Origin of the sequence: Heyndrickxia sp. FSL W8-0496 (genome assembly GCF_038007825.1) — a bacterium.
Taxonomy (GTDB): Bacteria; Bacillota; Bacilli; order Bacillales; family Bacillaceae_C; genus Heyndrickxia; species Heyndrickxia oleronia.
Genome location: NZ_JBBOXX010000004.1, coordinates 1 through 21,447 on the forward strand (window position 1 = coordinate 1; position 21,447 = coordinate 21,447).

Sequence of the window (21,447 nt, forward strand, 5' to 3'; positions counted from 1 at the left end):
TAAATCACTCTTTCTACCAGTCAGAAGAATATCACCAAACTTCTTTCCTAAATCTATATCGGGTAGAAGATTCTTCATGGTTTTATTAGATGCTGCCTTAAGTACTTGACCTCCACCGTAAATCAATGGATCAGCAACACCACCAATGGCAGTTTCAAGCATAATTTGTTTAAGTAAGCTTTTATCTTTGTAATCATCAGGATTTAATGTGCTTTTTAAGGCTGTATCTCCCACACCGAATATCAAACCACCACCAGCGCCTATAGAAGTCCTTTTCGTTGCTGTTTTGGCTACTTTCTTTGCTACTGTTTCGCCACCTTTGACTGATAGTAAAGAAGCAATCTGACTTCCTGCTTTGGTGCCTTTTCCTAACTGCATGCCTTTTAATGCTAACTTTTCCGCAGCCACACCAGGAGCAATGTAACTACCGATACCTAACCCTTTACCAACGATATCAGCACCTTTTTCGATCTTAGTTTCAGCCTTACGATTCACTGTATTTAAACGTTGCTGAAGTTCATCCCCACTTTTGGTACCTTTTTTCTTATCTGCAATCTTTTGATAGACTTCATCTTGTTTTTTGACAAATTCCTTACCGAAAATAAGCTTATTGGCTTCATGAGAAGCACGACCAAGGGTTTGATCTAAGAATCCATCGAAACCACTACGAGGTTTTTTGGTATCAATCTTCTTATCACTGACTTTTGCTACTTTTTCAATAGGACTGATACCTTTTTTATAGTTTTCTGCAGCTCTTCTTGCTCGTTGGTCGGCAGAAGTAATGATTTGATCTGTTAAATCGCTTTTTGTTTGCATTCCTTTTTCACGTGCGTCTAAAAATCTGCGAAATTCTTTAATGTCCGCATCGTTTCCACCTAGTTCTTTTACAGCCCTTTTAAATTTATCATCATAACTTCGACCGTATTTCTTTGTAGGCAAATCTCGTAATAAGTCTTTTTCCCATTGGAAACTTTGTTTTTTGGGTATATCACTCGTCGCTCTAAAATTGTTATCACGATACTGGATAGGTCGGTATTCAGTAAAATCAACAGGAGGAAGGCCAGCTTTAACCCTGGCTTTCTTCGCCTTTTCCTTTTTTTGTTCTTCCTCTTTCCAGGCATCATACCCTCTTTTTGGACCGAATGTATAAACCATAATTTCACTTCCTATTCCCTTTTTGTTGTTCCGCCCATTCCATTGCCTTTCTTTTTCTTTCTTCCCGCTTTAATTCTCGAAATTCAGAAGCAGCTTGATATCTTTCTCTGTTATAAATCTGTAAAATTTTAAGCAACGCCTCCCTTCGCGCTTTATTCATACAAGAGGTATTTTTAAATCCAAGAAATCTCGCAACCTTAGATTCATTCATTTTTTCGAAGTAAAGCATGTATAATAAATCCTGTTCATCTTCATCTAACTGTTTAAAAGCATTGTTAAAACGCTCAGTTCGCTTTCTAAGCCTTTCTAAACCTTTTGTAAGGTTTTCCCTAACCTCTATTCTTTTCAAGGCCTGTACTTCAGTTCCAGGGCAATAACGATACACTCCTGTATCTCCAAATCGGGTTACAGGGTATTTAATATCCAATTCGTTTTCTCTTAGTCGATCATTAATATCTGCAACAAATTCCGGATACTTTAGATAAAAGCGAAGTTCATGTTCAATAATCGCTTCATCCTTAATATTCTCTATCTGATTGCAAGCCATTGCTTCCATAAGCGCACCACCTGTTGATCCGTTAATTTTCGTGTATCGATGATTTTGTCTAGTTCTCTACGAATATCCATAAAACCCTCCTATTTGACCGCTTGAGTTTTTATCAACATAACGTCAACTATGTAGAATTACGAAGTCAAAAACGATTAGAATACCTCAACTTTTTCAACATAGTTTAAATAAACTGAATAAAATCAAATTCAACATAGTTTATTGACTGTTTAAAAAGAAGGAGGAAACGAAAAATTTCCTCACGTCTTTAGGATCAAACTGTTTGTAATTTAGGCCTATTAGGAGTGACAGTGACATCTCCATAGATATTTGTTGTTGCTGTGTAAGTTTGAATTGGTTCTCCTGTTATCTTTTCCAGGATTTCAAAACCACCCTCACCAGTCATTTCCTTATGCTTATCCAACGTCCACAACATTTCATCCATAAAAATATCGAACAAATAACAATCTTGGTCATGCTCTATCTTGTCCATAAAAACTGCTTTCTGCAGTGTTTTGTAATCAATTAGATCTGGTAGCTCCTTAATAATCTTCATCGTTCTATTTTCGGGTCCATCCCAATATCTAAGATCATGATTAACAGTAATAACAGACAAAAAATCATTTTTGCTAATTGCGGAACCTAATGGTAAAAGAGTTCTAAGATGTTCCCATAATTCGTTCTCCTCCCCAATTCGTTTAACTTCTAACAAGGAGTTAATTCGATATTTAATGCCCAATAACGTGTCTATCCTTCTTGACTCGCGCTTTTTGAATGTAAAATTACTTACTAATTGTTCAACTTTTTTAATCTCCTGAAGCATACCTCGAAAATGTCGTATAAATTGATTTTCTAGGATTTCCAATTCTTTTATTTTTCGAGATGTAATTCTTAGCCATACAAAGGGATTCAATCGACTATATGATGTTATGGCCATTACTTCATCGTATTCTACATCAAATACCTGTTTAAGATTTTCAACGTCTCGTTCAGTTAATTCATCTGTCATGCTTTTTAAGTGTGCAATAACTCCAGATTTAACTACCTTTAGAAGATATTCGTGTACTTGTCGTCTTGATTGATCATAAAAATCAACGTAGTTATCCAGTGTTGTTTTAAAATCCATTTCAATTTCCGAAAAACGATTGAAGAATGTTAATTTATCCATATCGGCACACTCCTATATATTTTTTATAAAACGATTGTTATAGTTTTCGATAATTTTCTTATGTCTTTTTAAAACCTGCATAGCTCTGCTGTTCAATGTCCTGCAGGCCAACTGCAAATCATCCTCGTTATCTATCAGAAAAACTCCTCGAGTATCGTCATCGCTGCTACTTCCTATCGGTAATCCATAGATGAAAATCAGATCATTCAAAGCTAAGGTTATTTTTCTACGGGCTTGTCCAGTTAGCCCTAATTTGTCTATAATGTAACTAATAGTTATCGAATTCTTTTGTCCTGCTGGAATCACCGAGAGTACCTTCTCATGAAATTCCGGCAGGTCTTTTTTTATTTGTGTGGATACTTCCATATAAAACCACCATCCCCTAACTAATTCGTAGACTTTTCCTGTAGTCATCTGTAAACATGTCTATATATCTCGTTTTGTTATAAAGACGACTAGCCACGCGTTCTCCCACAGCTGTTGGCAATCCTAAATCATCAAAGTTTGTAGTGTAAATAGTCGGCTTCCCAATTCGAGTATTTATAATGTCGAAAAGTCTAGCCTTTGACCAACTGAATTCATCCTTCGTTCCTGCTTCAGCTCCTAAGTCATCCAATACTAATGCTTCAAATTTAGCTATATCCTCAAGAATGTCATTTTCCGTTCGAGATGCTCCTTTTTTGTAAGTCTCCTTAATCAAAGCCAGTAACTTTCCCGTGGTAATAAATCCTACCGTAAAACCTTCTGCTTTAAGGGTTCTTGCAATAGCAACACTTAGATGGGTTTTTCCGCTTCCTGGACTGCCCATCATTAATAAATTGTGCCTTTCTTTAGGGATACTGTTTTTAAAATGCCTTACATATTCAATAGCTAGATTGAGTGCCTTTGTTGTTACATTGTTAGTTCTTTTATAATTTTTAAATCCTGCATCTTCTAAATCTGTAGGAATAAACCAAAAACGTTCCATAACTGCCTCTTTAAGAAAATGTTGATGATCGATATTTACTTGATTAAGATAAAGTCGATCTTGGCATTGTATACAAGGACTCGAAGACTGAAATATATGAACTTCCGATTCTCCATGAAACTGATATCTCCACCCAACATCTTCTCCACCACATCGACTACAGCTAGTTTTTATCTGTTCTATTTCAAAATCCTCACGATCTTTTAATTCTGGTATAAAGTGCTTTACTGTCTTTTTTAATGGCAAGAACATCGTTTGAATGCTTTTCATGATCAGCCTCCTAATAAGGTAAATCTTTCAAGTCCTTCTCAATTTGCTGTTCAACTTCATCCGATACTACCGGTTCTATTAGGTGAGAAGGTCTTTCTGTTTTAATTAGCTTCAATTCAGGCTGTTTAAACGTTATCGTTTTTTTACTCAATAAATCTTCAGCTTGCTCAGGTGTGGTATTTCTCATGATGCCAAGTGTGTATTTTTCGTTGTGTTCTCCATCGTCATAGGATTCTATATGTTTTTTTAGGGAGTATTGGATTACAATGTGCTGATATTTGTTCCACTGCTTCATTGTTTTAAGAATGATCGAATAACTGATTTTATTGGTTTTTCTTGTCTTTTTAATGATGGTCCAATATTGATCTATTAAGTTTCGAATATCCGGAGAATATTGGTGACGTAAATCTTTGATTTCGTCTATAATCTTTTTATTTTTTTCTTGTTCATTCTTATCATTATTACATTCTTGTTTTATATTGTCGGGTTGCCGTTGCTCTCTTGTTGCTTTCGTTCTTTCATCATTAGTGGATTCATCGTTGCTTTCGTAGTTTTTGGAGTCTTGATAGAAGTCGTAGTTTTCAATGGTTATGAGTAAGCCATGTGTTGCCTTCGTTGTTGTAATCATTGTTGCTTTCGTTTCGTTTTCATAGACTGCTTCATGAGGTTTTCGCAACCAATCAATTATTTGGAAAATTTGATCCTTGGTTGGCTTCTCTTTTCTGAATCCTACACGCCAGCTACAGCCTTCCCTTACCTCAGGGATGCTTGTATATATCTGCCCTCTTTTTAAGCCCTTATATTGCTTATGCTGAGCTTTAGTAAGAAGATAAAGCCATACTTTGATATATAAAGGAGGCTTGTCCCAAATTTCACTTTCGACAAGTTTTCGAGAAATAAGGATATAACCACCTGGTATTAATGGTTTACTCATATCACCTCACCTACTTTAGATAGCCTCTTGAAATTCTTGATGTTTAATGGTATGGATTGCCTTTAAAACAAGTTTTTTTCTTTTAATATTCATTTCTGTTTTCATCCAATTTCTTAAGGTATTTTCATGTATCCCTATGTGATCAGCAATTAACCAGTAAGAAATGGAACCTTTCTCATCTAATATCTCTTGATTTCTTTTAAATACACTCACACAGAATTCCCCTTTCTTTATTGTTGTTGTTGTTATATACTAATTTTAAAGTCATTTGTTACTTTATTCAAAGAAAAATGCACATTATATCGTAACAAAAAGTAACTTTTTAAAAAAAGTAAGGAGGTATTTTTGTGATTATTAATAGGTATTCATTAGATGGGAATATGGAATCAAATTTCATGTCGGCTACTTTATGTGACTTAAACAAAATTAATATAAAGGAATCAAATTATGCATATTTAGCTCTAAAAGAAGCAAAAGAGTGGTCTCGTTTTTTGGGTATTGAAGAAATTTCAAAAGGAATCATTGCAACCGGCCAAGAACATAAAGGGGATCTCGCAACAAGAGGAATTGCCTATGAATTTTCAAAATTGAAAACCGAACAAGATATAAGTACTTTTGCAAACAAATATGGATTATTAGGTATCAAACTACCTGAAACAAAAAAACGATGGGCAAATTTTTTATCCGGTAAAAAAACATTTGGAAATACTATTTTCCTAATTCTCGATTTGGACTATCCAATATTCGAACCACTTGATTTGTGGTACTTTTTTATTGATTACGTAAGAAAACTTTTAAAATTATATAGAGCCTTAGTAAATGTACATAAAGGAGAGATAAATCAAAACGATATAGAAGGGAATATACTAAATATTGGAAAAAAATTGAATGAAAAGAAGTATTTAATAGAATGGTGGGATGGTGTACAAACAGGGAATGCGTTAGAGTCTGAAATAGTTGAAAAAGGGGATTTCTTAGAAATAGCAAGAATAATTTTACTTACTGAAGTTAATAGAGGAGCCAATAAAAAAGTTAATAATTTAGTAACAAATGTTATCGAAACAGGAAAACCACCTCTAGGTTTTATAATTCAGCAATCAAAGTACACGGAACAACTTATTAATGTTATTTATCAAGATATGTGGGAATTAATTTCAAGAAACGAACCTGTTTATATTTGTGCAAATCCTAACTGTAAATTACCTTTTAAAAAAGTTAAAAGACAACAGTATTGTTCTAATGCTTGCAAACAAGAAGCTTACAGAATTAGAAAATCTCACTCTCCCAATTAGGAAAGTGAGATTTTTTTACATAAGCTATATTAACTAAATAATAGTTTCATAGCCTCTTTAAAATTTAGTACAGTCTTTTTATTATAGCCAATTCCATTAACACCATTTGTTTCTGTATTTACACAATAACGAAATTCTTGTTTATCTAGATTATCTAAACGGTCCTCGACTTCTAAAATGTATTTCTTTAATCGATCTATTTCTATATCCTGACTAGAAGCATTCTTTTTATAATAATCATCCAAAGGAACAGTTGTACTTAAAACAGTAATACTGTGATTTTCACCATTACTCATATAGACGGATAATGCATGAGGATGGCGATTCATACTTACCCAAATGCTATCTAATCTTGCCACTAATTGGGATTTATCTGTTTGATTTTCATCCACTTTAAATCCTTCTGCAGATAAATATTCCACTAACTCCATTTCAGCAGCATTTAAATATTGTTGAGTTACCCTGTCTTTTAAAGCCGCATTCCCTTCTTTGTATTTCTTCTCCAATTCCTCAGCTTTTTTTCTAAGTGTCAAAATTTCTTTTTGTTTAGCAATATTCATATACAATCCTCCTAGTTTTTTTCAATTAAATTTATGATTCCAACCAGTTATAAAAGGGAAGTGCATTCCTTTCTTTTTTATTGCTATATTCATTGAATTTTTTTGCTTCAATTAGTCGATTTTGTCGAATAGACGAGGACTCTGATAATCGATTTTTAAGAATACCACCTACAAAGTATTTGGCCCAATCCCAAATTTCTTCACCAGAATCACGTTTTTTACTCATTTTACGATGTTGATCTAACATTTCTTTTTTAGTTAAAAAAGAAAGACCATTGTTTTTCATTTCTAAAATAATTTGAGCAATCATATTGTCATCATAAAGTCCATTTGATCCCAGTACTTCTTTTATTAAATTTGGAAAATGAATGTTAATGGATGTTTCAAGCGAAGATCCTTCTTCTTCTTCATAATCCTCAGTTTTATTTAAATCAGTATTAAAAATCTTAGTATCAATAGTGGGTAAATTTTGGACATCCGGATGTACCTTTTTTACTCTTCCAGATGTACCTTTTTTACTCTTCACTGATGTACCTTTTTTACTCTTCATTACTCCTGCAAGGGTTCCACCTTGTGGATAATTATTTTCATCCTCTTCAGTAACTTCGAGCATCACATATTTTTTCTTTTGAGATTTTGCCTTTTCAATTTGTTTTTCAATTAGTTCTGCCTTTTTCTTTTGGCGATATTTTTCTGATATGTATTCAGACGGATCACAAGCTTCTGGTTCTAACAAATAAATTCGATTGGGTTCCTGGTTTCCCATTCGGACGCTGTACAATAAACCGAACTTTTCGAGCTCTTTTTTTCGAGTATTTGCTGTTTTACGAGTACGATGTATGATCTCAGCTAACTCTTCATCTGTAAAAATCAAAAATAAGTATCCTTCTTCATCGGAATAAACATCAGCATTTAGTTTAGATAGTTCCATTCGATCCCGAAGAATCGACCATGTTAAAACCGCACCTTCACTTAGATTTTCGTATTTGGGATTTTCAAGAAGTAATTTATCCACCTGATAAAATCGTCTTTTAATTTCATCGTTCTTATGGATCATTCTATTTTTATCCATTAAAAAAACTCCCTTTCATACTGGAAGGGAATTTCCGGCTATGATATAATTCATTTATAAAAAATGCATATCAAATAAACCGGAAGGCATACTATTCCCTTCCCATATATTTTCCTTTGAAAATCCCCTGTCGTCGCCAAACTGTAGGGGTTTTTCTATGTCTATTATTCTACCAATATTGGCAGAATTCCACAAACAAGAGTTTGATATAGTCGAAATTTCATACTCTCTTTGTTTTCTTGGAGGAAGTATAGCGACATTATTTCAATTTGTTAATAGTAAATGGAAGTTTTTTTGTGAAAATGAAACTTTTTTCGGGGTTGTACTGTAAATATGTTATAGAAACAGGGTACATATTGTACCCGTACCCTGTTTTTGTTTATAATTAGGTCATTGAATTAAATGATTACTTCAAAGTACGTTCAGTTGCAGCTGTGCGTACTTTTTCTTTTGTTCCTACAAAGAATGCTCCACTAATCTTCAAATATTCTCCATCGACCAATGAATCAGTAAAAAAAGTCTTTTTATTCCACATAGTGTGTAAATCGTTGAAATCATCTGCAACAATACTAAAAACTTTGAGAACTTCTTTTGTTTCACGATCAACAAAAATAACTGCAGGTTGTTTCAGCTTCTTTTGATTTTCATTTATTTCTTCCCACGTAGAAAAGTCTGAATCAACCGTATTAGGCATGAGAATAGCGAGTGCTTTTTTCATTTTGAACCTCCTGCTTGTTGCATGAATAAGATCCCTTCAAAAAATCCCTTAGAAAAGTCTTCTTGTCGCTCTAACATGCTTATATCATTTAAGGTATCGCATAATTCAAGAATCTCCCGTGTATAGTTAGGTAAAGCATTAATTAATGCCTCTAGTTGCTTTCCATGTTTACAATCTAATGCATCGATCTCTGGGGAAACAATTCTCTCCGGTCGCATTAGAATCTTATCGTATTTAATAGCTATAACTGATTCAATATTCATTGTTTTCCCTCCAGTCCAATAGTGTTGATTTTCCTATACCTACCACAATGTGCGTCTAAAAACCCTTCTGGAAGCTCTGTGCATGTAATGACTTTTTCGCTCATTCCATTCACTCCTTAGAGATTTCTGTTTTATCCATTCCAACAAAGAGACCTATTGTAAAACTGATAATCATAGCAAAGCCTAAGTAAATGAAATATACCATCTTTGGTAGTTCCTCCCTTCGTATTATTTTTTATTATAAAACGAATATTTCGTTTTATCAAGGCTAAATATTAGTTTTATATTTAAATATTAGCTTTGCAATGATAATATTGTTTTTGAGGAGTGATATATATATGAAAAACATATCGTTAAATGAAGTGAATATTAAAACAGCAGTTAGATTGATGATGGAGAATACCGAATATAGCCAATTTCAAGAAGTGGCTAATGCATTAGATATAAAAAAGAGTACATTTCAATCTGCATTAGATAATGACGCATTGAGGGTTAGGGATTTTTTAAAAGTAATAAATTTGCTTGGATATGAAATGAAACTGGAGAAAAAATTATGAAAGAATATCAAGTCGGTAATACAAAAATAGTTATTCATTCTGACTTTGTTCTTCTATCTGAAAAAGAAAAAAAGGAATGGTTCGAAATTGAATTACAAAAAGGTAATCCGATATTGAAAGAAATAGAGGCAGCAGTAAATGCTTGTTATCTAAATCCAAAAAGCCGAGCTAAAAATAATTGAGCTCGGCTTTTATTTTACTTAAACTCTCCGAAGTGAATGGAGAGGACCTATAATTGATTCATTTTTTGTATAAGTTCATCTTTTGATGGATTTGTATAAAGTAACGTAGTATGGATATTAGAATGTCCAGCTTGATTGGCTACTTCATGAACACTCATACCAGACTCAAGAGCATGACTACAAAAGAAGTGTCTCAGATCATGAGGTGTTATATTTTTACCTATTTTTTGAGAGTAATCATTAAAGAGTTTGTTAACTGTGGTACGATTCAAACGTTTATTTCTATTACTAACAAAGATAAATTCGTTATCAATCCCTTTGTCATTACGCTCTCTAAGCCACGATTGAATAGCATTCTTGACTTTATCACTCATAAAAACAGTGCGAGTCTTATCCCCTTTACCATTCACAATGATTTCACGCGAAACTGTATTAAAATCTGACATTTTTAAATTTAGAGCCTCTGTTATCCGTAGTCCTGCATAGGAAAGTAGTGTGATTATGGCATAATTTCGTTTGTTTCCACTATCTAGTATTAGCTGCCGAAATTTCTCAACATCTTTGAATTCGACTTTGGCTAAAGATGCAAACTGCTGTTGTACCTTTATATAATCTTTTTTTGTGATGATCATTTCCGTTTGAACTTTGGATACAACTAAAAATTCATTAAATTTAACAAGTGCATTTAATTTTGTATTGATGGTCTTCGGTTTGCATCCTTTAATCGTTTTTAAGAAAGAAATGTATTCTCTCACATTTTCTCTATGTAACTTAGTAAAGGGAATTCCTTTAGATTCTTCAAACCACTTTAAGAAACCTTGAATTGACTGTATGTACCCTTTGATTGTATTTTCGCTTTTCCCCTCTTCAGTAATATAAATTTCAAATAGATTAATCATTTTTCTCCCTCCTATATAAACTATGTTGAATCTTATTTATGTACGGTTTTTATAAACTATGTTGAATTTTATAGGGTAATAGTAACAACAACAACAACAAAAGTCAACATAGTTTATCTTATGTTGAATAATCTTTTTAAAAAAATTATCCTTGTTGGATATTTAACCATCTGATAAAGTCCTCTTTTTTTACCCTTTTTGATCTACGAATTCTAATTAAAGGGAAATCCTTTTGTTCCATAATCTCGTAAGCAACCCTTTTGCTGACCTTCATGTATTCGGCAATATGGTCTGCGGTTAACAACTCTGGGAGTGTGCCTTTTTCTTGTTCCTTAGAAGGAACTTTAGATTGTGTTTTATAGCACTCATGGTGCAAACTACCCTCTCCGACGATATGGGAGTTGTTTAAGCATTTTGGGCAGCTAAGAGATTCTATGTAATCTCCTTTTACAGAAAAACGTGATACAACAGAAAAAAAGGTATAACAACTCTCACAAATATATGTATAAACTCCTTCTACTCTCATAACATCACCATCCTTCCTTCTACTGTTTCATATTTTCTCCATTAATGGGGAGCATACAATTTCGTGTAGTACTTCTGAATTTAGGAAAAGGAGTGATTTCTTATGAAAGTAGAAATAATCAAAGGTCCTCATACAGATGAAGCAATCCAAAAATGTTACGAGTACATTTTAGAAGTTTATCGGAAAGAATTAAGTAAAGAGAATCGTAGCAATAATAATTAGTACTAACGTTCCTCTATTCAATAGTCCAAGCATGAAATACAATATGCATAACACCGTTATATCGAATGGAGATGTTGATATGTCAGAAGATATAAATCAAAATCAAATCCTAATGGGAGCAAGTGATGTATGTGCAATTCTTGATATAAAGGAATCAACTTTAAGAAAATACGCTCTAATTCTTCAAGATGCTGGATATCACTTCCATACAAACGAAAAGGGTCAAAGGGGATACTTTGATAGAGACGTTACAGTATTAAGAAGATTTTTAGAAATAAAAAAAGCATCCGATATGACGCTTGAACAATCAGCAAATGCAGTAATGGCATGGGTTGAACAATCAGGTGTATCACTACGCGTTATGGAGAAAAACAAGGAAAACGAACGTTATAACGCTGATATAAAAGAACTAAAAGAAATGGTTGAAAATCAAAACGAACTCTTAAAAGCTCTTATGTCTCAAATGGATCAACAACAAAAATACATAGATAGTTCTTTAAAGAAAAGGGACGAAGTACTTATGCAGTCCTTAAAAGAGTCAATGGAGACACGTAAACTAATAGCAGCCGCACAAGAAGAAGAAAAGAAAAAAGGCTTTTGGCAGAGGTTATTTGATCGTAAATAATTTGTTAAGAACAATGTACGCAATTTGAATGCACCAATCTTAACAAAATACTTTGATCAATATTAATTAATATCAATATCAATAAACAATGTTTTAAAACAAAGTATTTATACGGTTTCCCTTCACTTTTCAGCTTTCGTTACAATCATATAAAAATAAACTTCAATTAAACGAATTGTTTTGGAAGGGCTCTCGTTGAAAAAGAGAAAACTGACAAAACAATTTGCTGACTAAGTTGACTGACAATAACAGAGACAACGTCGATGTATTTGGAAGGAAACGATTGATCATCACTAATTTGGGGCATTCGTTAGCGAACGTTCGTTAGCGAATGGGGGGTAGTGAACGGGTTCGTTAACGAACGTCTACCCTAAATCCCTCCATATCAAGCTTTATCGTTTGTTTTCTATTCATAAATCCCCCTACTAATATACAAAAAGGCACGTCAAATTTGACGTACCCTCTATCCTGGTATTCAACATTCCATGTGCGCAAAGTTGCACTGATTAAAATCACTTTTACATACTCCAAAAATCATCGTAATCTACATCTTTTCCTGTCAGTTTTCTTAGAGCCTTAATAATTTTTTTTGCATTTTTCAATGTAGGGCCATCCTCATGCTCTGTCTGACACAGCCTGCTAATAGTTCCCTTGCTAACACCACTTTCCTTCACTACATCCTGTTGAGTTAAATCATGTTCATCTAAAAAAGAGCCAAATTTAGATCTCCTTTTCCCTAAACCAAACCAATTGACCACGGCTTTCTTTCTCCCCTCAATCATTTTTATAAAGCATGGCCAAGAATTTAATTTTTTAAACTTCACGAAAATGGGAAACGTGGACAACCAGTAGTACATACACTCTTATCAAAGTAATAAATTAGGCGTTGCTATATTACTTGCTAAAAGTTTGATATGGCCATTATCAAATTATCTACAAATGTACTGTTATCAAAGTAATAGAGAAAATGGAATTGAAAATAAAAGAAACACAAAATTGTTTAAAGTGAGACGAAGGCGAACGAATGAAGGGGAGTGCGAGGGGAAACAAACAAAATAAAAAAATTCAGCGAGTCTATTTAAGCATGCTCGTTATGGGTACTCGTTGGTCGTGTATAGTTGAAATTCCAAAAAATCCAGCAATATCAACAGTTAGTTATCCTTTGAAAACTATAAATAAAGCCCAACTATATCCCAAAGAAAGTGGTAGAAATACCACAAAGTATAGCCCCAGTAAAAATATACTTCGGCAAAAAAAACGGAGGGAACAACATGAAAATAAAGTTACTTAATTTACCTTTTGTATTAAGTTCGGTAGAAGCTATTGATTTTAAAACGTTTTGCGCAGGAGGTTCACCGGAATATGTAAAAGCGAAGCAACATCTCGAAAATCTTAGAGAAAAAGGTGCATCCAAAATTGGATCCTCCCTTAAATTTAAGGACGGCACAAAATCGTGCCATCGTGATAACGCAAAGTTGCGTTCTCTGAAAGCCTATTCCCTATATATCAACCCTCTTGCTTTATTCGATGTACGCTTTGCATTAATTGGTGCAATAGTTATTCTTGTGGCCATACTTGAAAAAGGCATAGCTCAAGCCGGTATGGTTAACCTTGCAGCCACGTTGTCCAGTATCCTTCGTATCGCTTTCCCTGTTGTTGCTATTGGCTCTATGATCTATTTAATCTCACAAGTAGGAGTGTTCTTATGATAAAAGAATGGCTTGATAAACATCGCGCCAAAGGAATCCTGAAGACTGTTTTTAAAAACGGGGATATTAGCATGTCATATTCGTATGGTCCCAACGGTGCCAACTCTGGAGTCGTTTATCCTAAGATTCATTCAATCAAGTTTGATTATAAAAACAAACGTGCTATTTATGTGTTTACCTTACCAATAGGAATGGATCCAAAAGAAGTGAAAAAGAAACTGTATTGCTTTCAACAAGTCTTCGGCAAAAATATTGAATTAGAAGGTGATATAAAGCGCTTTGTTCTTACTGTTCATGCTGCTGTTCTTCCGGATGTTCTTCACTATAATTACGAAAATTTCAAGGCTGAACTTTCAGCTTTGAAACTACCCGTCATAGTAGGGATGGACTTAAACGGCGATATTATCACATACAACATGGTAAAATACCCACATTTATTAATTGCTGGAGAAACTGGGTCTGGTAAGTCTACACAATTGCGCTCGATTTTGAGCTCATTAATAAAAACTGTTCCACCTAACCAATTAGAATTGTATCTTTGCGACTTAAAACGCTCTGAATTTCACATTTTTAGGCATATAGAACACGTTCGAGGTATGTTTGTTACTCCAAAAGAAATGATGCCGATGTTAAAGCATCTACAGAAGGAAATGAAAACTCGTGGTGATCTACTCGATCAATTTGAAGTTGCGCACATTGATGATTTACCGGATCCCCCACCATATATCATTCTTTGTATCGATGAAGTTGCCTTACTGCAGGATGAAACTAACCTCATGAAGCTTGTCGAAGAAATAAGCGCTATAGGTAGGGCATTAGGGGTATTCTTAATCCTTTCCATGCAAAGACCTGACAGTAAAGTGTTGGATGGCAAACTCAAAAATAATCTAACTGTCCGCATGGGTTTTAAATGTGCTGATTTAATCAATTCTCGCATCATTGGCACTCCTGGAAGCGAAAAATTGAAAAAGGAAGGAAGAATGTTATTAAAATTGCCAGCCTTTTCCGAGTTAAAGGAAATACAAGCTCCATACTTAGCCATAGACAAGGCTAAAAAAATTTTAGAATGTTTTAAGTCGACTAATGCTAAAAATGCGAAAATGACCCCTTACACGTCGAATGAAGGGTATATAGATTTACATGAAAATAAGAATGGTATATTCGAGGTGTTAGATGAATGAAGAAACGTGATTTAGCCATTTTAAACGATTTACAGCGTTTTAGATGCCTTACAAGGGATAATATCATTGATTTACATTTCAGCCACCTTAAACAGCCTGTGACATCCTGTAATACCGTATTAAAACGATTAAGACGCGATGGATATATCGAAGTAAACACAAACTACCAACAATACCTGTATTTTGTATCGCCAGCTCCTATAAAAAAAGACTCCACTAAAATTCCGCACTTTCTGAAGATCGCTGAATTTTATATCTCACTGCTAAAATTTGAGCCGTCCAAAACATTCATAGTTGAACCAAAGTACGGAAAAGGATATATGGAACCAGATGCCTTCATGATCTGGAAACGCGCACCCTTTTTCGTTGAGATCCAACGCTCTGTTTATTCGGATAAAATGATTAAAGAGAAAATCAAACGATATGAGGATTATTATTTCAGTGAGGAATGGAAGGTGGAGCCTTGGCAACCGCAAAATAAAAAAGTGTTTCCTGCTGTTCTTGTATTGACTGATACTCGTTACAATTTCGATAGCCAATATATTAAGTTTATCCAGGTATCGTGTATCGATGAATTGATAAAATTGAGTCAATCAAAACCAATAAAAATGAGTGGATCTTTAAAAATAAGGGTGTAAATATATTTGCACCCTGTATTTACAACGTTTTTCAAGAACACAATACATAACGAAGATTATGTCATTTTAACGCAATACACAGGCATTGAATGACTTTACAAAGTGATAGGCTTTGAAAAATGACCATTTTTTGTTCCCTAAAAATGAACAATCTATTATAGGCACTTTTAGAGACGTTGGATTTCCGGCGTCTATTTCTTTTGCAAACTTTCAGCCAAAAGAAGTAAATACACAGGCTGCGAATGACTTTACAAAGTAACAGGGTGTATGGAAACAGGATGGTGTGTCGTACAAAAGCCACCTATATATGAAGGAGGAAAAAGAGTAATCAAACTCCATATACCACCTATGTGTTAAAGACCAATTTATTTTGGTCTTTTTTTATTTTCTGATGCAGGAAGGAGTGAAAACTTTCACAAATATTTGTTAGCCCTATTAAAAAACGGCTATTTCAAGGTAATTCAAATTTAAAAGACAAAAAAACGATTAATTCGTTGGGATAGGAGAGATTTCAAATGATATTATTTCTATTAATAATAAAATCAATATTAACAATTGCAATAGACACAGCGATTAAGGTGGTACTCCACGCATGGGATTCCATTGCTACGGGGCAACCAATTCCAACCGCAATAGCCTGGATTATCAAAGTAACTGCTGATCTCATAAAAATATGGAACGGAATCAAAAAAAACAAGAAGTCACAATGAGGATATATGCTGCCAGATGCCACTGGCAGCATACTTCTTTTTACTTATCAGATAATATTGTATTTTAGTCCTTATTACTCAGTGTTAATATATAAAACGAGAGGAGAATGATATAATGCCAGAATCAGATAGTATTAAAAGAGAACGTTTACGTCTTGCAAAAACATATAAAAGCCATAATCTTCGAACATGGTCAGAAACAAAAGAAACATTATCTCATGAATGGATTGAAAATAGATTGACTCATAAAGGCCGTCAAATCTTAAGAGGTGGAATATACATGTGCCATTTAGGAGATAATATAGGCGATGAACATGGAAAACATCGTCCCGTATTAGTTGTTTCTAATGAACTAATTAATAAAACATCTGGAAATGTATCTGTAGTGCCTTTAACAACAAATTTAAAGAAAAAAGCCATTATAGACCCACAAACTAAACGTGTAATAAAGTATTTAGATAAACCAAGATATAAAAGTCATTATTTTCTTTGGAAAAGTAAATACGGTTTTTTGGACGACAATTCTGCAACAGTTTGTGAAGAAGTAAAGACAGTTAGTAAAGTTAGATTAGGCAAGCACAAAGGAGATATTAGTCTTACTGATTTAAATAAGGTTTTACGATGCATAGATTGGGTCGTAGGCCTCCGATAATAGTCTCCTCCGTATGCCTTGGTTGACAAAGTGGACTACCCATAATATAATCGTGTTATCAAATATCATATATCGCCGGTCATTGTGTCACTGGCATTCACGTGTACATCACGTTTTTTATCAGCAAGGGGTCTATTTTATAGACCCTTTTTGCATCTATCGAGACATATTTGCACATTCGAATGGATACACTTATTATATATCGCCTGTCTCTGTCACAGGCATTCCCCTACGCTGTAGGGACATTATCGTCCGTCGTTGTCACGGACATTTCCCCCTCGGCCATTGTTACCGAGGGGTTAAACATGCTCCGGTTGTCGAGGTATATCAGAAATAATAAAGACTGAACCTGTTCCTTTGTATTGTTGTCCGAAAGCATTAAAAACTTGCTCATTTCCTTCGCATACTACCTTTCCATGAAGTTTGACAATATAGTTTCCATCCTCAACGTCCACAATAAATACATGATCCATATTAAATTTAGAAATCTTATTTAACTGCCTTTGTATAGACTTCACTTTAGTTTTAAGCATTTATCCAGCACTCCTATTCTTTTTCAATCGATTTTCAAGGCTTAACATGTATATCTTACCCTTCGTACAGTAATGTTTTCACAAACACTCTCATGCAATATTTCTACCTGGCCATCAATACTTTCTTCATACCGTTTTATTTGATCTCTACCAGAAATAATTTGATTTCCTCCTCGTTTTATGATGATTAATTGTTCCTGAGTATCGACTTGTAAAAAGTCACTGATTCGTTGTAATCGTTGTTGGAGGTTCATCCCGACTCACCTTTCTGTGTTTAATGTTCATCCATTTGCAATTTGCTCTTCGATGTATTTTTCCATTTCCTCAATTTTTGAAGCTAAATCTTGCAATTCGTATGCCTTAAAAGCCATTTCTAATACTGTTTTTGCTGCAGTTACTCTACTACTAGCAGGCGCTTTTTCATCTTCCATTACATTTTTCAATGTACGAACTGCATTGTTAGAAGTGCTTTGTAATTGCGAAATAGTTTGATTAAGTGCTTTAGCCCGGGCATCTTTAAAGGCTTTGTCAAATTCCTCCTCCTGCATCCACCTATAAAGAGTCGTTTCTCCAACCCCAGATTTTTCAGCAGCTTGTCTAATGGTCGGTTCGGTTAATAAAGAAAGGATTGCCTTTTCCTGTTTCGGAGTAATTTTTTGTAGATTTTCTTTCATTTTCTCCCGCCACCTTCTATTTTTATATATATAAAAGCTCTCATGCGCGTATCGTGTGAGAAATTACCCTCTCGCGTTTTTATAGTGTCAAAAAATTATAATTCAAGCATCTATCCGTGCGTGTATCGTGTTACTAAATTCAACTTTTTTTACTTCCTTGCGCGCGTATCGTGTCAAAAAATAAAAGGAGTGGAATTCCCACTCCTCAGTCGTACCACGAGTTATCTTCTGGTGGTAAATCACGTTTGCTAAATAGCCAATATCCTGTTTTCCACCATAAAGTCAATGTTCCGAGAATAATAACGATTGCCCATACAAGGCAAGCACCAGGACTAAATTGATAAAGAACAACACCTACTAAAAGCATTAAAATAAACTTTAGCACTTCCTCATCCCCCTTTTTATCCTCCTTAAGTCTGCTAACATTCTCCAACAATTCTTTGCTGATTGAATTGATTCTGCAACTCTAGTTTTTCCTAGTAATTCCGAACTTGTGTGGTATGTGCTTAAGTAACAGCTTCCTTGTAAGCTTCTACATAATTCATTTTCCAAAGCACACCTCTTTTTGCTTACTTAATTAAGCAATTCTCTTATCTTTTCGATTTTCTCAGCATTAGAAAGATTAGGATCCTTTTCTATCTTCGTGATCTTCCCTTTTTCATACGGTGTATTATTCGAAACCCTCAAATATTCGTATAGTTCTTTTCCTAATCCCTCTTTTTCCATACGTTGATAAGCTTTAGTTTGCAATTCAGTCAATGGTTTACGCTTGTTATCATAGTAATCTCTTGCATCTTTCGTAGATCCTGGGCCAAATAACAATCCTTTAGTTACATTTTCTAAATTTTTATTAACTGGATACTTTAATTGACTCTTTTCTCCAAGTAAAGGCAAGTTGATTAACGATTTCTTTTTATACTCACCTTTATCACGTATACCTTCCAGTCCATTTAATGTTTTCTTTAACTGATTTCCACCAAACGGGGTAAGAATTTTAAACACTGGATCTGTAATACTTTCTGCAGCAAGTAATCCCGTTCCGAATCGTTGAGGATTTGTGCTACCAAATAATTCTTCTCTTGTTGGTCCTTTTAATCCTGCAATTTCTCCATATTCAGGATATAAACCTGCTAAATGCTGTCCCATAGGTGTATTAGATAATACTTCACCAGCTAATCGACCAGCTTTTTCTAAAGGTGATGAATCTTTATCTTTAAAAGCATCAATCATTGCACCAATAGGATCAAACGTTACTCCCGAGCCTCTTAATGATTCCATTACTTCGTTTAGTGCGTGATTTGCTATAAATAAAGTGATTAGTCCACCAAAGTCTTTCGCCTTGGCGAACTCCCCCATTACCTTCCAGGCATTAGCAACCTCTAAAGTAAAAGGCATAACCAGTTGAACAGTTTTTGATTTTTGCAATAACGGAACTTCCCCTACTCCACGTCCTGCTACCAATCTCCTTGTATGATGATCAGCATATTTGATTGGATCTTTGACACCTTCCTTAATTCCCTTTTCATAAACTGAATTCCATACAAGAGAAGTACCTACACGATCGACTTCACTTAATACCCAACCAGCCATTTTTTCAGGCTGTTGCAACAATTTATGATTAAATTTCTGATATAATCCATCAATATATCGTTCTTTAATAAAAGGAGATTGACGAATAGGGGAGCTTTTATCAAATATTGAATTGACAGTTTTAGTTGCACCTTTGATGGAATGTTGCTTAGCAAAAGCTATTCCATTAGGAACATTGGCTACTTGCGCTAAGGCTGAACTAAGATTCCCCAAAACTACATTCTTTTTCCCTCGAGTATTCGTCCAATCTAACGCCTTCATCCCTTTTCTTCTAAATATTCTTTGTAAAGGCCTATCAAAAAGACTTGTTTTCCCAGCTAAATCCCTTGTAAAATCATGAAGAAATTCTACAAAATTATTATCGTCTCCATTTATAGGTCCACTCTTTTTAATCCGTTTTTCTAACTCTTTAAACATTGGAATAGTAGGATCGATATGCGTAGCGTAGGAAGCCTCCGGAAGATAATTCAAGAATCCTCCTACCGCGTCAGATTTATATTTTCCTAATTTGCGTTTTTGCATAAATCCATGAAACTTTGAATTTGGATTAGTATACTCAGATACACCCACCAAGTTTGGATCAATCTGTGAAGGAGTATCGAATAAATTTTTTAACCCTGTCAATCCTTCCATCTCACGGAAATGGCGATAATAATCATTTCGTTTAGGAATTAACTTACTTTCATCCTTAGGAAAAGCTAATGCTCTTGATTTGTTAGCTTGATCAATCAATTCATCATAGGCCTGTCTAAACCATTGATCAGCCTTCACAATCTTTTCCCACTTATTTGGGTAAAGTGATTTCAATTGCTGTAAATTCATCTCATTTAATTCTTCTGGAGAAAGTGTATCAGGATTAATTCCACGTTTCTCAAGATACTTTTTCGCTAAAGTCTTTTCTCCAAAATCCTGTACCAATGCCGACTCTTTAGTCCCTTTCTTGATGCCTAATTCGTCTACGATTTCAGTCTTTAATTTAGTAAGCCAATTCTCTTGAGTTTCCGTATGATTTTTCTTAGCTAAATCAAAATTATCCATTATCGGCTTCCCGACTTGATCATATTTGTCTGCTAAAGCTTTTTTCATTACTCGATAAACATCGGATGTAACAGAATAAAAACCACTAATATCTTTCAAATCACTAAAATCAATAAACGGTAATAAATTGTCACTTTTTACTGCCAAACTTGAAGCCGTTTCTTTTTTGGTAGGATCAAGTAACTTCATCATCTGCTCTACTTGTTCAGATTTAGGATTAGTTTTCAATGGTGTAATAGCTTCTAATAAGTTTTTACTTTGTTTTGGCTCTGGTGTAATTGCTTCTAACAAGCTTTTATTCTTGTTTGACTTAACATCCAGCAAACCAAACTTATTTAAAGTATTTTTCGATACAGAAGGACGATTACCGAGTTTATCCCATACTTCCTTAGAATCTATGACTTTATTTGGTTTATAATCCTTATAAGCTAGTTCCGCAAGTTCATCTAGTTTTACAGGTTCATCGTACTTGGCAAACTGACTCCATAGATCATCTAAACCTTCTTTAGTCATTTGATTCATGTCGTAGTTCTTTTTCACATGGTCCGCAAAATCTTCATAACGCTTACGCCAGTATTCTGGAGTTGCTGTTTGTAAAATGTCTTTCTTAGGTGCAGGCGCATCTACTCCGAAGTGTTTAGCGATTATATTATCATTAGGACTCTCAATAACAGGTTTAGCATTAGAAAAGTCTGGTAGCTTTCTTTCGGGGTTTAAGGCTTTCAATCGGTCTGGTAGGCTACCATATAAAGGCTTAGATGTTGG

General features: G+C 34.3%; 29 protein-coding genes. 9 read left to right on the plus strand and 20 right to left on the minus strand.

The window, feature by feature from the left end; genetic code table 11:
* From NST63_RS27600 to NST63_RS27630, 7 genes are all read right to left on the minus strand, one after another.
* The coding region (locus NST63_RS27600) for a hypothetical protein (protein ID WP_341044350.1) at positions 1-1,155 on the minus strand (1,155 nt) is incomplete at its 3' end.
* Positions 1,156-1,159: 4 nt separating this feature from the next.
* Entirely contained in the window at positions 1,160-1,711 is a 552-nt protein-coding gene (locus NST63_RS27605; protein WP_341044351.1) for a hypothetical protein, read from the minus strand.
* 265 nt (positions 1,712-1,976) lie between these two features.
* Entirely contained in the window at positions 1,977-2,870 is an 894-nt protein-coding gene (locus NST63_RS27610; protein WP_341044352.1) for a hypothetical protein, read from the minus strand.
* Positions 2,871-2,882: 12 nt separating this feature from the next.
* Positions 2,883-3,236 (minus strand): hypothetical protein, encoded by a 354-nt coding sequence (locus tag NST63_RS27615; protein ID WP_341044353.1) that lies wholly within the window; start codon positions 3,234-3,236, stop codon positions 2,883-2,885.
* Positions 3,237-3,252: 16 nt separating this feature from the next.
* On the minus strand, positions 3,253-4,107 hold the full coding sequence (locus NST63_RS27620) for an ATP-binding protein (protein ID WP_341044354.1): 855 nt from the start codon (positions 4,105-4,107) through the stop codon (positions 3,253-3,255).
* Between the two features lie 10 nt (positions 4,108-4,117).
* Positions 4,118-5,041: a hypothetical protein gene (locus NST63_RS27625; protein ID WP_341044355.1), complete on the minus strand. Its 924-nt coding sequence runs from the start codon at positions 5,039-5,041 to the stop codon at positions 4,118-4,120.
* Between the two features lie 15 nt (positions 5,042-5,056).
* On the minus strand, positions 5,057-5,254 hold the full coding sequence (locus NST63_RS27630; RefSeq protein WP_341044356.1) for a hypothetical protein: 198 nt from the start codon (positions 5,252-5,254) through the stop codon (positions 5,057-5,059).
* 134 nt (positions 5,255-5,388) lie between these two features.
* Between NST63_RS27630 and NST63_RS27635 the strand changes: the two genes are divergently transcribed.
* Complete coding sequence (locus NST63_RS27635; RefSeq protein ID WP_341044357.1) at positions 5,389-6,333, plus strand: hypothetical protein; 945 nt, start codon at positions 5,389-5,391, stop codon at positions 6,331-6,333.
* Positions 6,334-6,362: 29 nt separating this feature from the next.
* Here the strand turns inward: NST63_RS27635 and NST63_RS27640 are convergent, their stop codons facing one another.
* The 4 genes from NST63_RS27640 to NST63_RS27655 form a co-directional block, all read right to left on the minus strand.
* A complete protein-coding gene (locus tag NST63_RS27640; RefSeq protein ID WP_341044358.1) occupies positions 6,363-6,893 on the minus strand; it encodes a hypothetical protein in 531 nt (176 codons plus the stop codon).
* 31 nt (positions 6,894-6,924) lie between these two features.
* Positions 6,925-7,965, minus strand: a complete 1,041-nt coding sequence (locus NST63_RS27645; RefSeq protein ID WP_341044359.1) for a replication initiator protein A — start codon at positions 7,963-7,965, stop codon at positions 6,925-6,927.
* Between the two features lie 406 nt (positions 7,966-8,371).
* A complete protein-coding gene (locus NST63_RS27650; protein ID WP_341044360.1) occupies positions 8,372-8,683 on the minus strand; it encodes a hypothetical protein in 312 nt (103 codons plus the stop codon).
* Positions 8,680-8,946 carry a hypothetical protein gene (locus NST63_RS27655; RefSeq protein ID WP_071977818.1) on the minus strand — a complete coding sequence of 89 codons (267 nt, stop codon included), beginning with the start codon at positions 8,944-8,946 and terminating at the stop codon, positions 8,680-8,682. Before NST63_RS27655 ends, NST63_RS27650 begins: the two co-directional genes overlap by 4 nt.
* Positions 8,947-9,284: 338 nt before the next feature.
* On the opposite strand from NST63_RS27655, the gene NST63_RS27660 reads away from it, so the two are divergent.
* Together NST63_RS27660 and NST63_RS27665 are read left to right on the plus strand one after the other, a co-directional pair.
* Positions 9,285-9,503 (plus strand): hypothetical protein, encoded by a 219-nt coding sequence (locus NST63_RS27660; RefSeq protein WP_071977819.1) that lies wholly within the window; start codon positions 9,285-9,287, stop codon positions 9,501-9,503.
* Positions 9,500-9,685 carry a hypothetical protein gene (locus NST63_RS27665; protein WP_341044361.1) on the plus strand — a complete coding sequence of 62 codons (186 nt, stop codon included), beginning with the start codon at positions 9,500-9,502 and terminating at the stop codon, positions 9,683-9,685. Before NST63_RS27660 ends, NST63_RS27665 begins: the two co-directional genes overlap by 4 nt.
* 47 nt (positions 9,686-9,732) lie before the next feature.
* Here the strand turns inward: NST63_RS27665 and NST63_RS27670 are convergent, their stop codons facing one another.
* On the minus strand, positions 9,733-10,584 hold the full coding sequence (locus NST63_RS27670; protein WP_341044362.1) for a tyrosine-type recombinase/integrase: 852 nt from the start codon (positions 10,582-10,584) through the stop codon (positions 9,733-9,735).
* Between the two features lie 145 nt (positions 10,585-10,729).
* On the minus strand, positions 10,730-11,110 hold the full coding sequence (locus NST63_RS27675) for a helix-turn-helix domain-containing protein (protein WP_341044363.1): 381 nt from the start codon (positions 11,108-11,110) through the stop codon (positions 10,730-10,732).
* A 301-nt stretch (positions 11,111-11,411) separates the two neighbouring features.
* Between NST63_RS27675 and NST63_RS27680 the strand changes: the two genes are divergently transcribed.
* Positions 11,412-11,957 carry a DUF3967 domain-containing protein gene (locus NST63_RS27680; protein ID WP_341044364.1) on the plus strand — a complete coding sequence of 182 codons (546 nt, stop codon included), beginning with the start codon at positions 11,412-11,414 and terminating at the stop codon, positions 11,955-11,957.
* A 354-nt stretch (positions 11,958-12,311) separates the two neighbouring features.
* Here NST63_RS27680 and NST63_RS27685 read toward each other — a convergent pair whose 3' ends face one another.
* Together NST63_RS27685 and NST63_RS27690 are read right to left on the minus strand one after the other, a co-directional pair.
* Positions 12,312-12,473, minus strand: a complete 162-nt coding sequence (locus tag NST63_RS27685; RefSeq protein WP_341044366.1) for a hypothetical protein — start codon at positions 12,471-12,473, stop codon at positions 12,312-12,314.
* A gap of 2 nt (positions 12,474-12,475) precedes the next feature.
* Positions 12,476-12,715, minus strand: coding sequence for a helix-turn-helix transcriptional regulator (locus NST63_RS27690; RefSeq protein WP_341044367.1), 240 nt, complete (start codon positions 12,713-12,715; stop codon positions 12,476-12,478).
* Between the two features lie 513 nt (positions 12,716-13,228).
* On the opposite strand from NST63_RS27690, the gene NST63_RS27695 reads away from it, so the two are divergent.
* The 5 genes from NST63_RS27695 to NST63_RS27715 all read left to right on the plus strand — a co-directional run bounded on the left by NST63_RS27695 (position 13,229) and on the right by NST63_RS27715 (position 16,847).
* A complete protein-coding gene (locus NST63_RS27695) occupies positions 13,229-13,666 on the plus strand; it encodes a hypothetical protein (RefSeq protein ID WP_341044368.1) in 438 nt (145 codons plus the stop codon).
* The gene (locus tag NST63_RS27700) at positions 13,663-14,847 is read left to right on the plus strand and encodes an FtsK/SpoIIIE domain-containing protein (protein WP_341044369.1); all 1,185 of its coding nucleotides are present in this window, start codon (positions 13,663-13,665) and stop codon (positions 14,845-14,847) included. The genes NST63_RS27695 and NST63_RS27700 overlap by 4 nt, the downstream gene beginning before the upstream one ends.
* Entirely contained in the window at positions 14,844-15,485 is a 642-nt protein-coding gene (locus NST63_RS27705) for a replication-relaxation family protein (protein ID WP_341044370.1), read from the plus strand. Before NST63_RS27700 ends, NST63_RS27705 begins: the two co-directional genes overlap by 4 nt.
* A 515-nt stretch (positions 15,486-16,000) precedes the next feature.
* A complete protein-coding gene (locus NST63_RS27710) occupies positions 16,001-16,195 on the plus strand; it encodes a hypothetical protein (protein WP_071977839.1) in 195 nt (64 codons plus the stop codon).
* A 115-nt stretch (positions 16,196-16,310) separates the two neighbouring features.
* Positions 16,311-16,847: a type II toxin-antitoxin system PemK/MazF family toxin gene (locus NST63_RS27715; protein WP_341044372.1), complete on the plus strand. Its 537-nt coding sequence runs from the start codon at positions 16,311-16,313 to the stop codon at positions 16,845-16,847.
* Positions 16,848-17,146: 299 nt separating this feature from the next.
* On the opposite strand, the gene NST63_RS27720 is transcribed toward NST63_RS27715, so the two are convergent.
* From NST63_RS27720 to NST63_RS27740, 5 genes are all read right to left on the minus strand, one after another.
* Positions 17,147-17,380, minus strand: coding sequence for a hypothetical protein (locus tag NST63_RS27720; RefSeq protein ID WP_341044373.1), 234 nt, complete (start codon positions 17,378-17,380; stop codon positions 17,147-17,149).
* Positions 17,381-17,421: 41 nt separating this feature from the next.
* A complete protein-coding gene (locus NST63_RS27725) occupies positions 17,422-17,634 on the minus strand; it encodes a hypothetical protein (RefSeq protein ID WP_341044374.1) in 213 nt (70 codons plus the stop codon).
* Positions 17,635-17,661: 27 nt separating this feature from the next.
* On the minus strand, positions 17,662-18,054 hold the full coding sequence (locus tag NST63_RS27730) for a phBC6A51 family helix-turn-helix protein (RefSeq protein ID WP_341044375.1): 393 nt from the start codon (positions 18,052-18,054) through the stop codon (positions 17,662-17,664).
* A gap of 205 nt (positions 18,055-18,259) precedes the next feature.
* Positions 18,260-18,439, minus strand: coding sequence for a hypothetical protein (locus NST63_RS27735; RefSeq protein WP_139255011.1), 180 nt, complete (start codon positions 18,437-18,439; stop codon positions 18,260-18,262).
* Positions 18,440-18,627: 188 nt separating this feature from the next.
* Positions 18,628-21,447: hypothetical protein (locus tag NST63_RS27740; protein WP_341044376.1), on the minus strand; the 2,820-nt coding region annotated here is incomplete at its 5' end.

Bases quoted from the DNA above. Each gene is read 5' to 3' on its own strand.
- NST63_RS27605 (WP_341044351.1), bottom strand. From the start codon at position 1,711: ATGGAAGCAATGGCTTGCAATCAGATAGAGAATATTAAGGATGAAGCG.
- NST63_RS27610 (WP_341044352.1), bottom strand. From the start codon at position 2,870: ATGGATAAATTAACATTCTTCAATCGTTTTTCGGAAATTGAAATGGAT.
- NST63_RS27615 (WP_341044353.1), bottom strand. From the start codon at position 3,236: ATGGAAGTATCCACACAAATAAAAAAAGACCTGCCGGAATTTCATGAG.
- NST63_RS27620 (WP_341044354.1), bottom strand. From the start codon at position 4,107: ATGAAAAGCATTCAAACGATGTTCTTGCCATTAAAAAAGACAGTAAAG.
- NST63_RS27625 (WP_341044355.1), bottom strand. From the start codon at position 5,041: ATGAGTAAACCATTAATACCAGGTGGTTATATCCTTATTTCTCGAAAA.
- NST63_RS27640 (WP_341044358.1), bottom strand. From the start codon at position 6,893: ATGAATATTGCTAAACAAAAAGAAATTTTGACACTTAGAAAAAAAGCT.
- NST63_RS27645 (WP_341044359.1), bottom strand. From the start codon at position 7,965: ATGGATAAAAATAGAATGATCCATAAGAACGATGAAATTAAAAGACGA.
- NST63_RS27650 (WP_341044360.1), bottom strand. From the start codon at position 8,683: ATGAAAAAAGCACTCGCTATTCTCATGCCTAATACGGTTGATTCAGAC.
- NST63_RS27655 (WP_071977818.1), bottom strand. From the start codon at position 8,946: ATGAATATTGAATCAGTTATAGCTATTAAATACGATAAGATTCTAATG.
- NST63_RS27660 (WP_071977819.1), top strand. From the start codon at position 9,285: ATGAAAAACATATCGTTAAATGAAGTGAATATTAAAACAGCAGTTAGA.
- NST63_RS27665 (WP_341044361.1), top strand. From the start codon at position 9,500: ATGAAAGAATATCAAGTCGGTAATACAAAAATAGTTATTCATTCTGAC.
- NST63_RS27670 (WP_341044362.1), bottom strand. From the start codon at position 10,584: ATGATTAATCTATTTGAAATTTATATTACTGAAGAGGGGAAAAGCGAA.
- NST63_RS27675 (WP_341044363.1), bottom strand. From the start codon at position 11,110: ATGAGAGTAGAAGGAGTTTATACATATATTTGTGAGAGTTGTTATACC.
- NST63_RS27680 (WP_341044364.1), top strand. From the start codon at position 11,412: ATGTCAGAAGATATAAATCAAAATCAAATCCTAATGGGAGCAAGTGAT.
- NST63_RS27695 (WP_341044368.1), top strand. From the start codon at position 13,229: ATGAAAATAAAGTTACTTAATTTACCTTTTGTATTAAGTTCGGTAGAA.
- NST63_RS27700 (WP_341044369.1), top strand. From the start codon at position 13,663: ATGATAAAAGAATGGCTTGATAAACATCGCGCCAAAGGAATCCTGAAG.
- NST63_RS27705 (WP_341044370.1), top strand. From the start codon at position 14,844: ATGAAGAAACGTGATTTAGCCATTTTAAACGATTTACAGCGTTTTAGA.
- NST63_RS27710 (WP_071977839.1), top strand. From the start codon at position 16,001: ATGATATTATTTCTATTAATAATAAAATCAATATTAACAATTGCAATA.
- NST63_RS27715 (WP_341044372.1), top strand. From the start codon at position 16,311: ATGCCAGAATCAGATAGTATTAAAAGAGAACGTTTACGTCTTGCAAAA.
- NST63_RS27720 (WP_341044373.1), bottom strand. From the start codon at position 17,380: ATGCTTAAAACTAAAGTGAAGTCTATACAAAGGCAGTTAAATAAGATT.
- NST63_RS27725 (WP_341044374.1), bottom strand. From the start codon at position 17,634: ATGAACCTCCAACAACGATTACAACGAATCAGTGACTTTTTACAAGTC.
- NST63_RS27730 (WP_341044375.1), bottom strand. From the start codon at position 18,054: ATGAAAGAAAATCTACAAAAAATTACTCCGAAACAGGAAAAGGCAATC.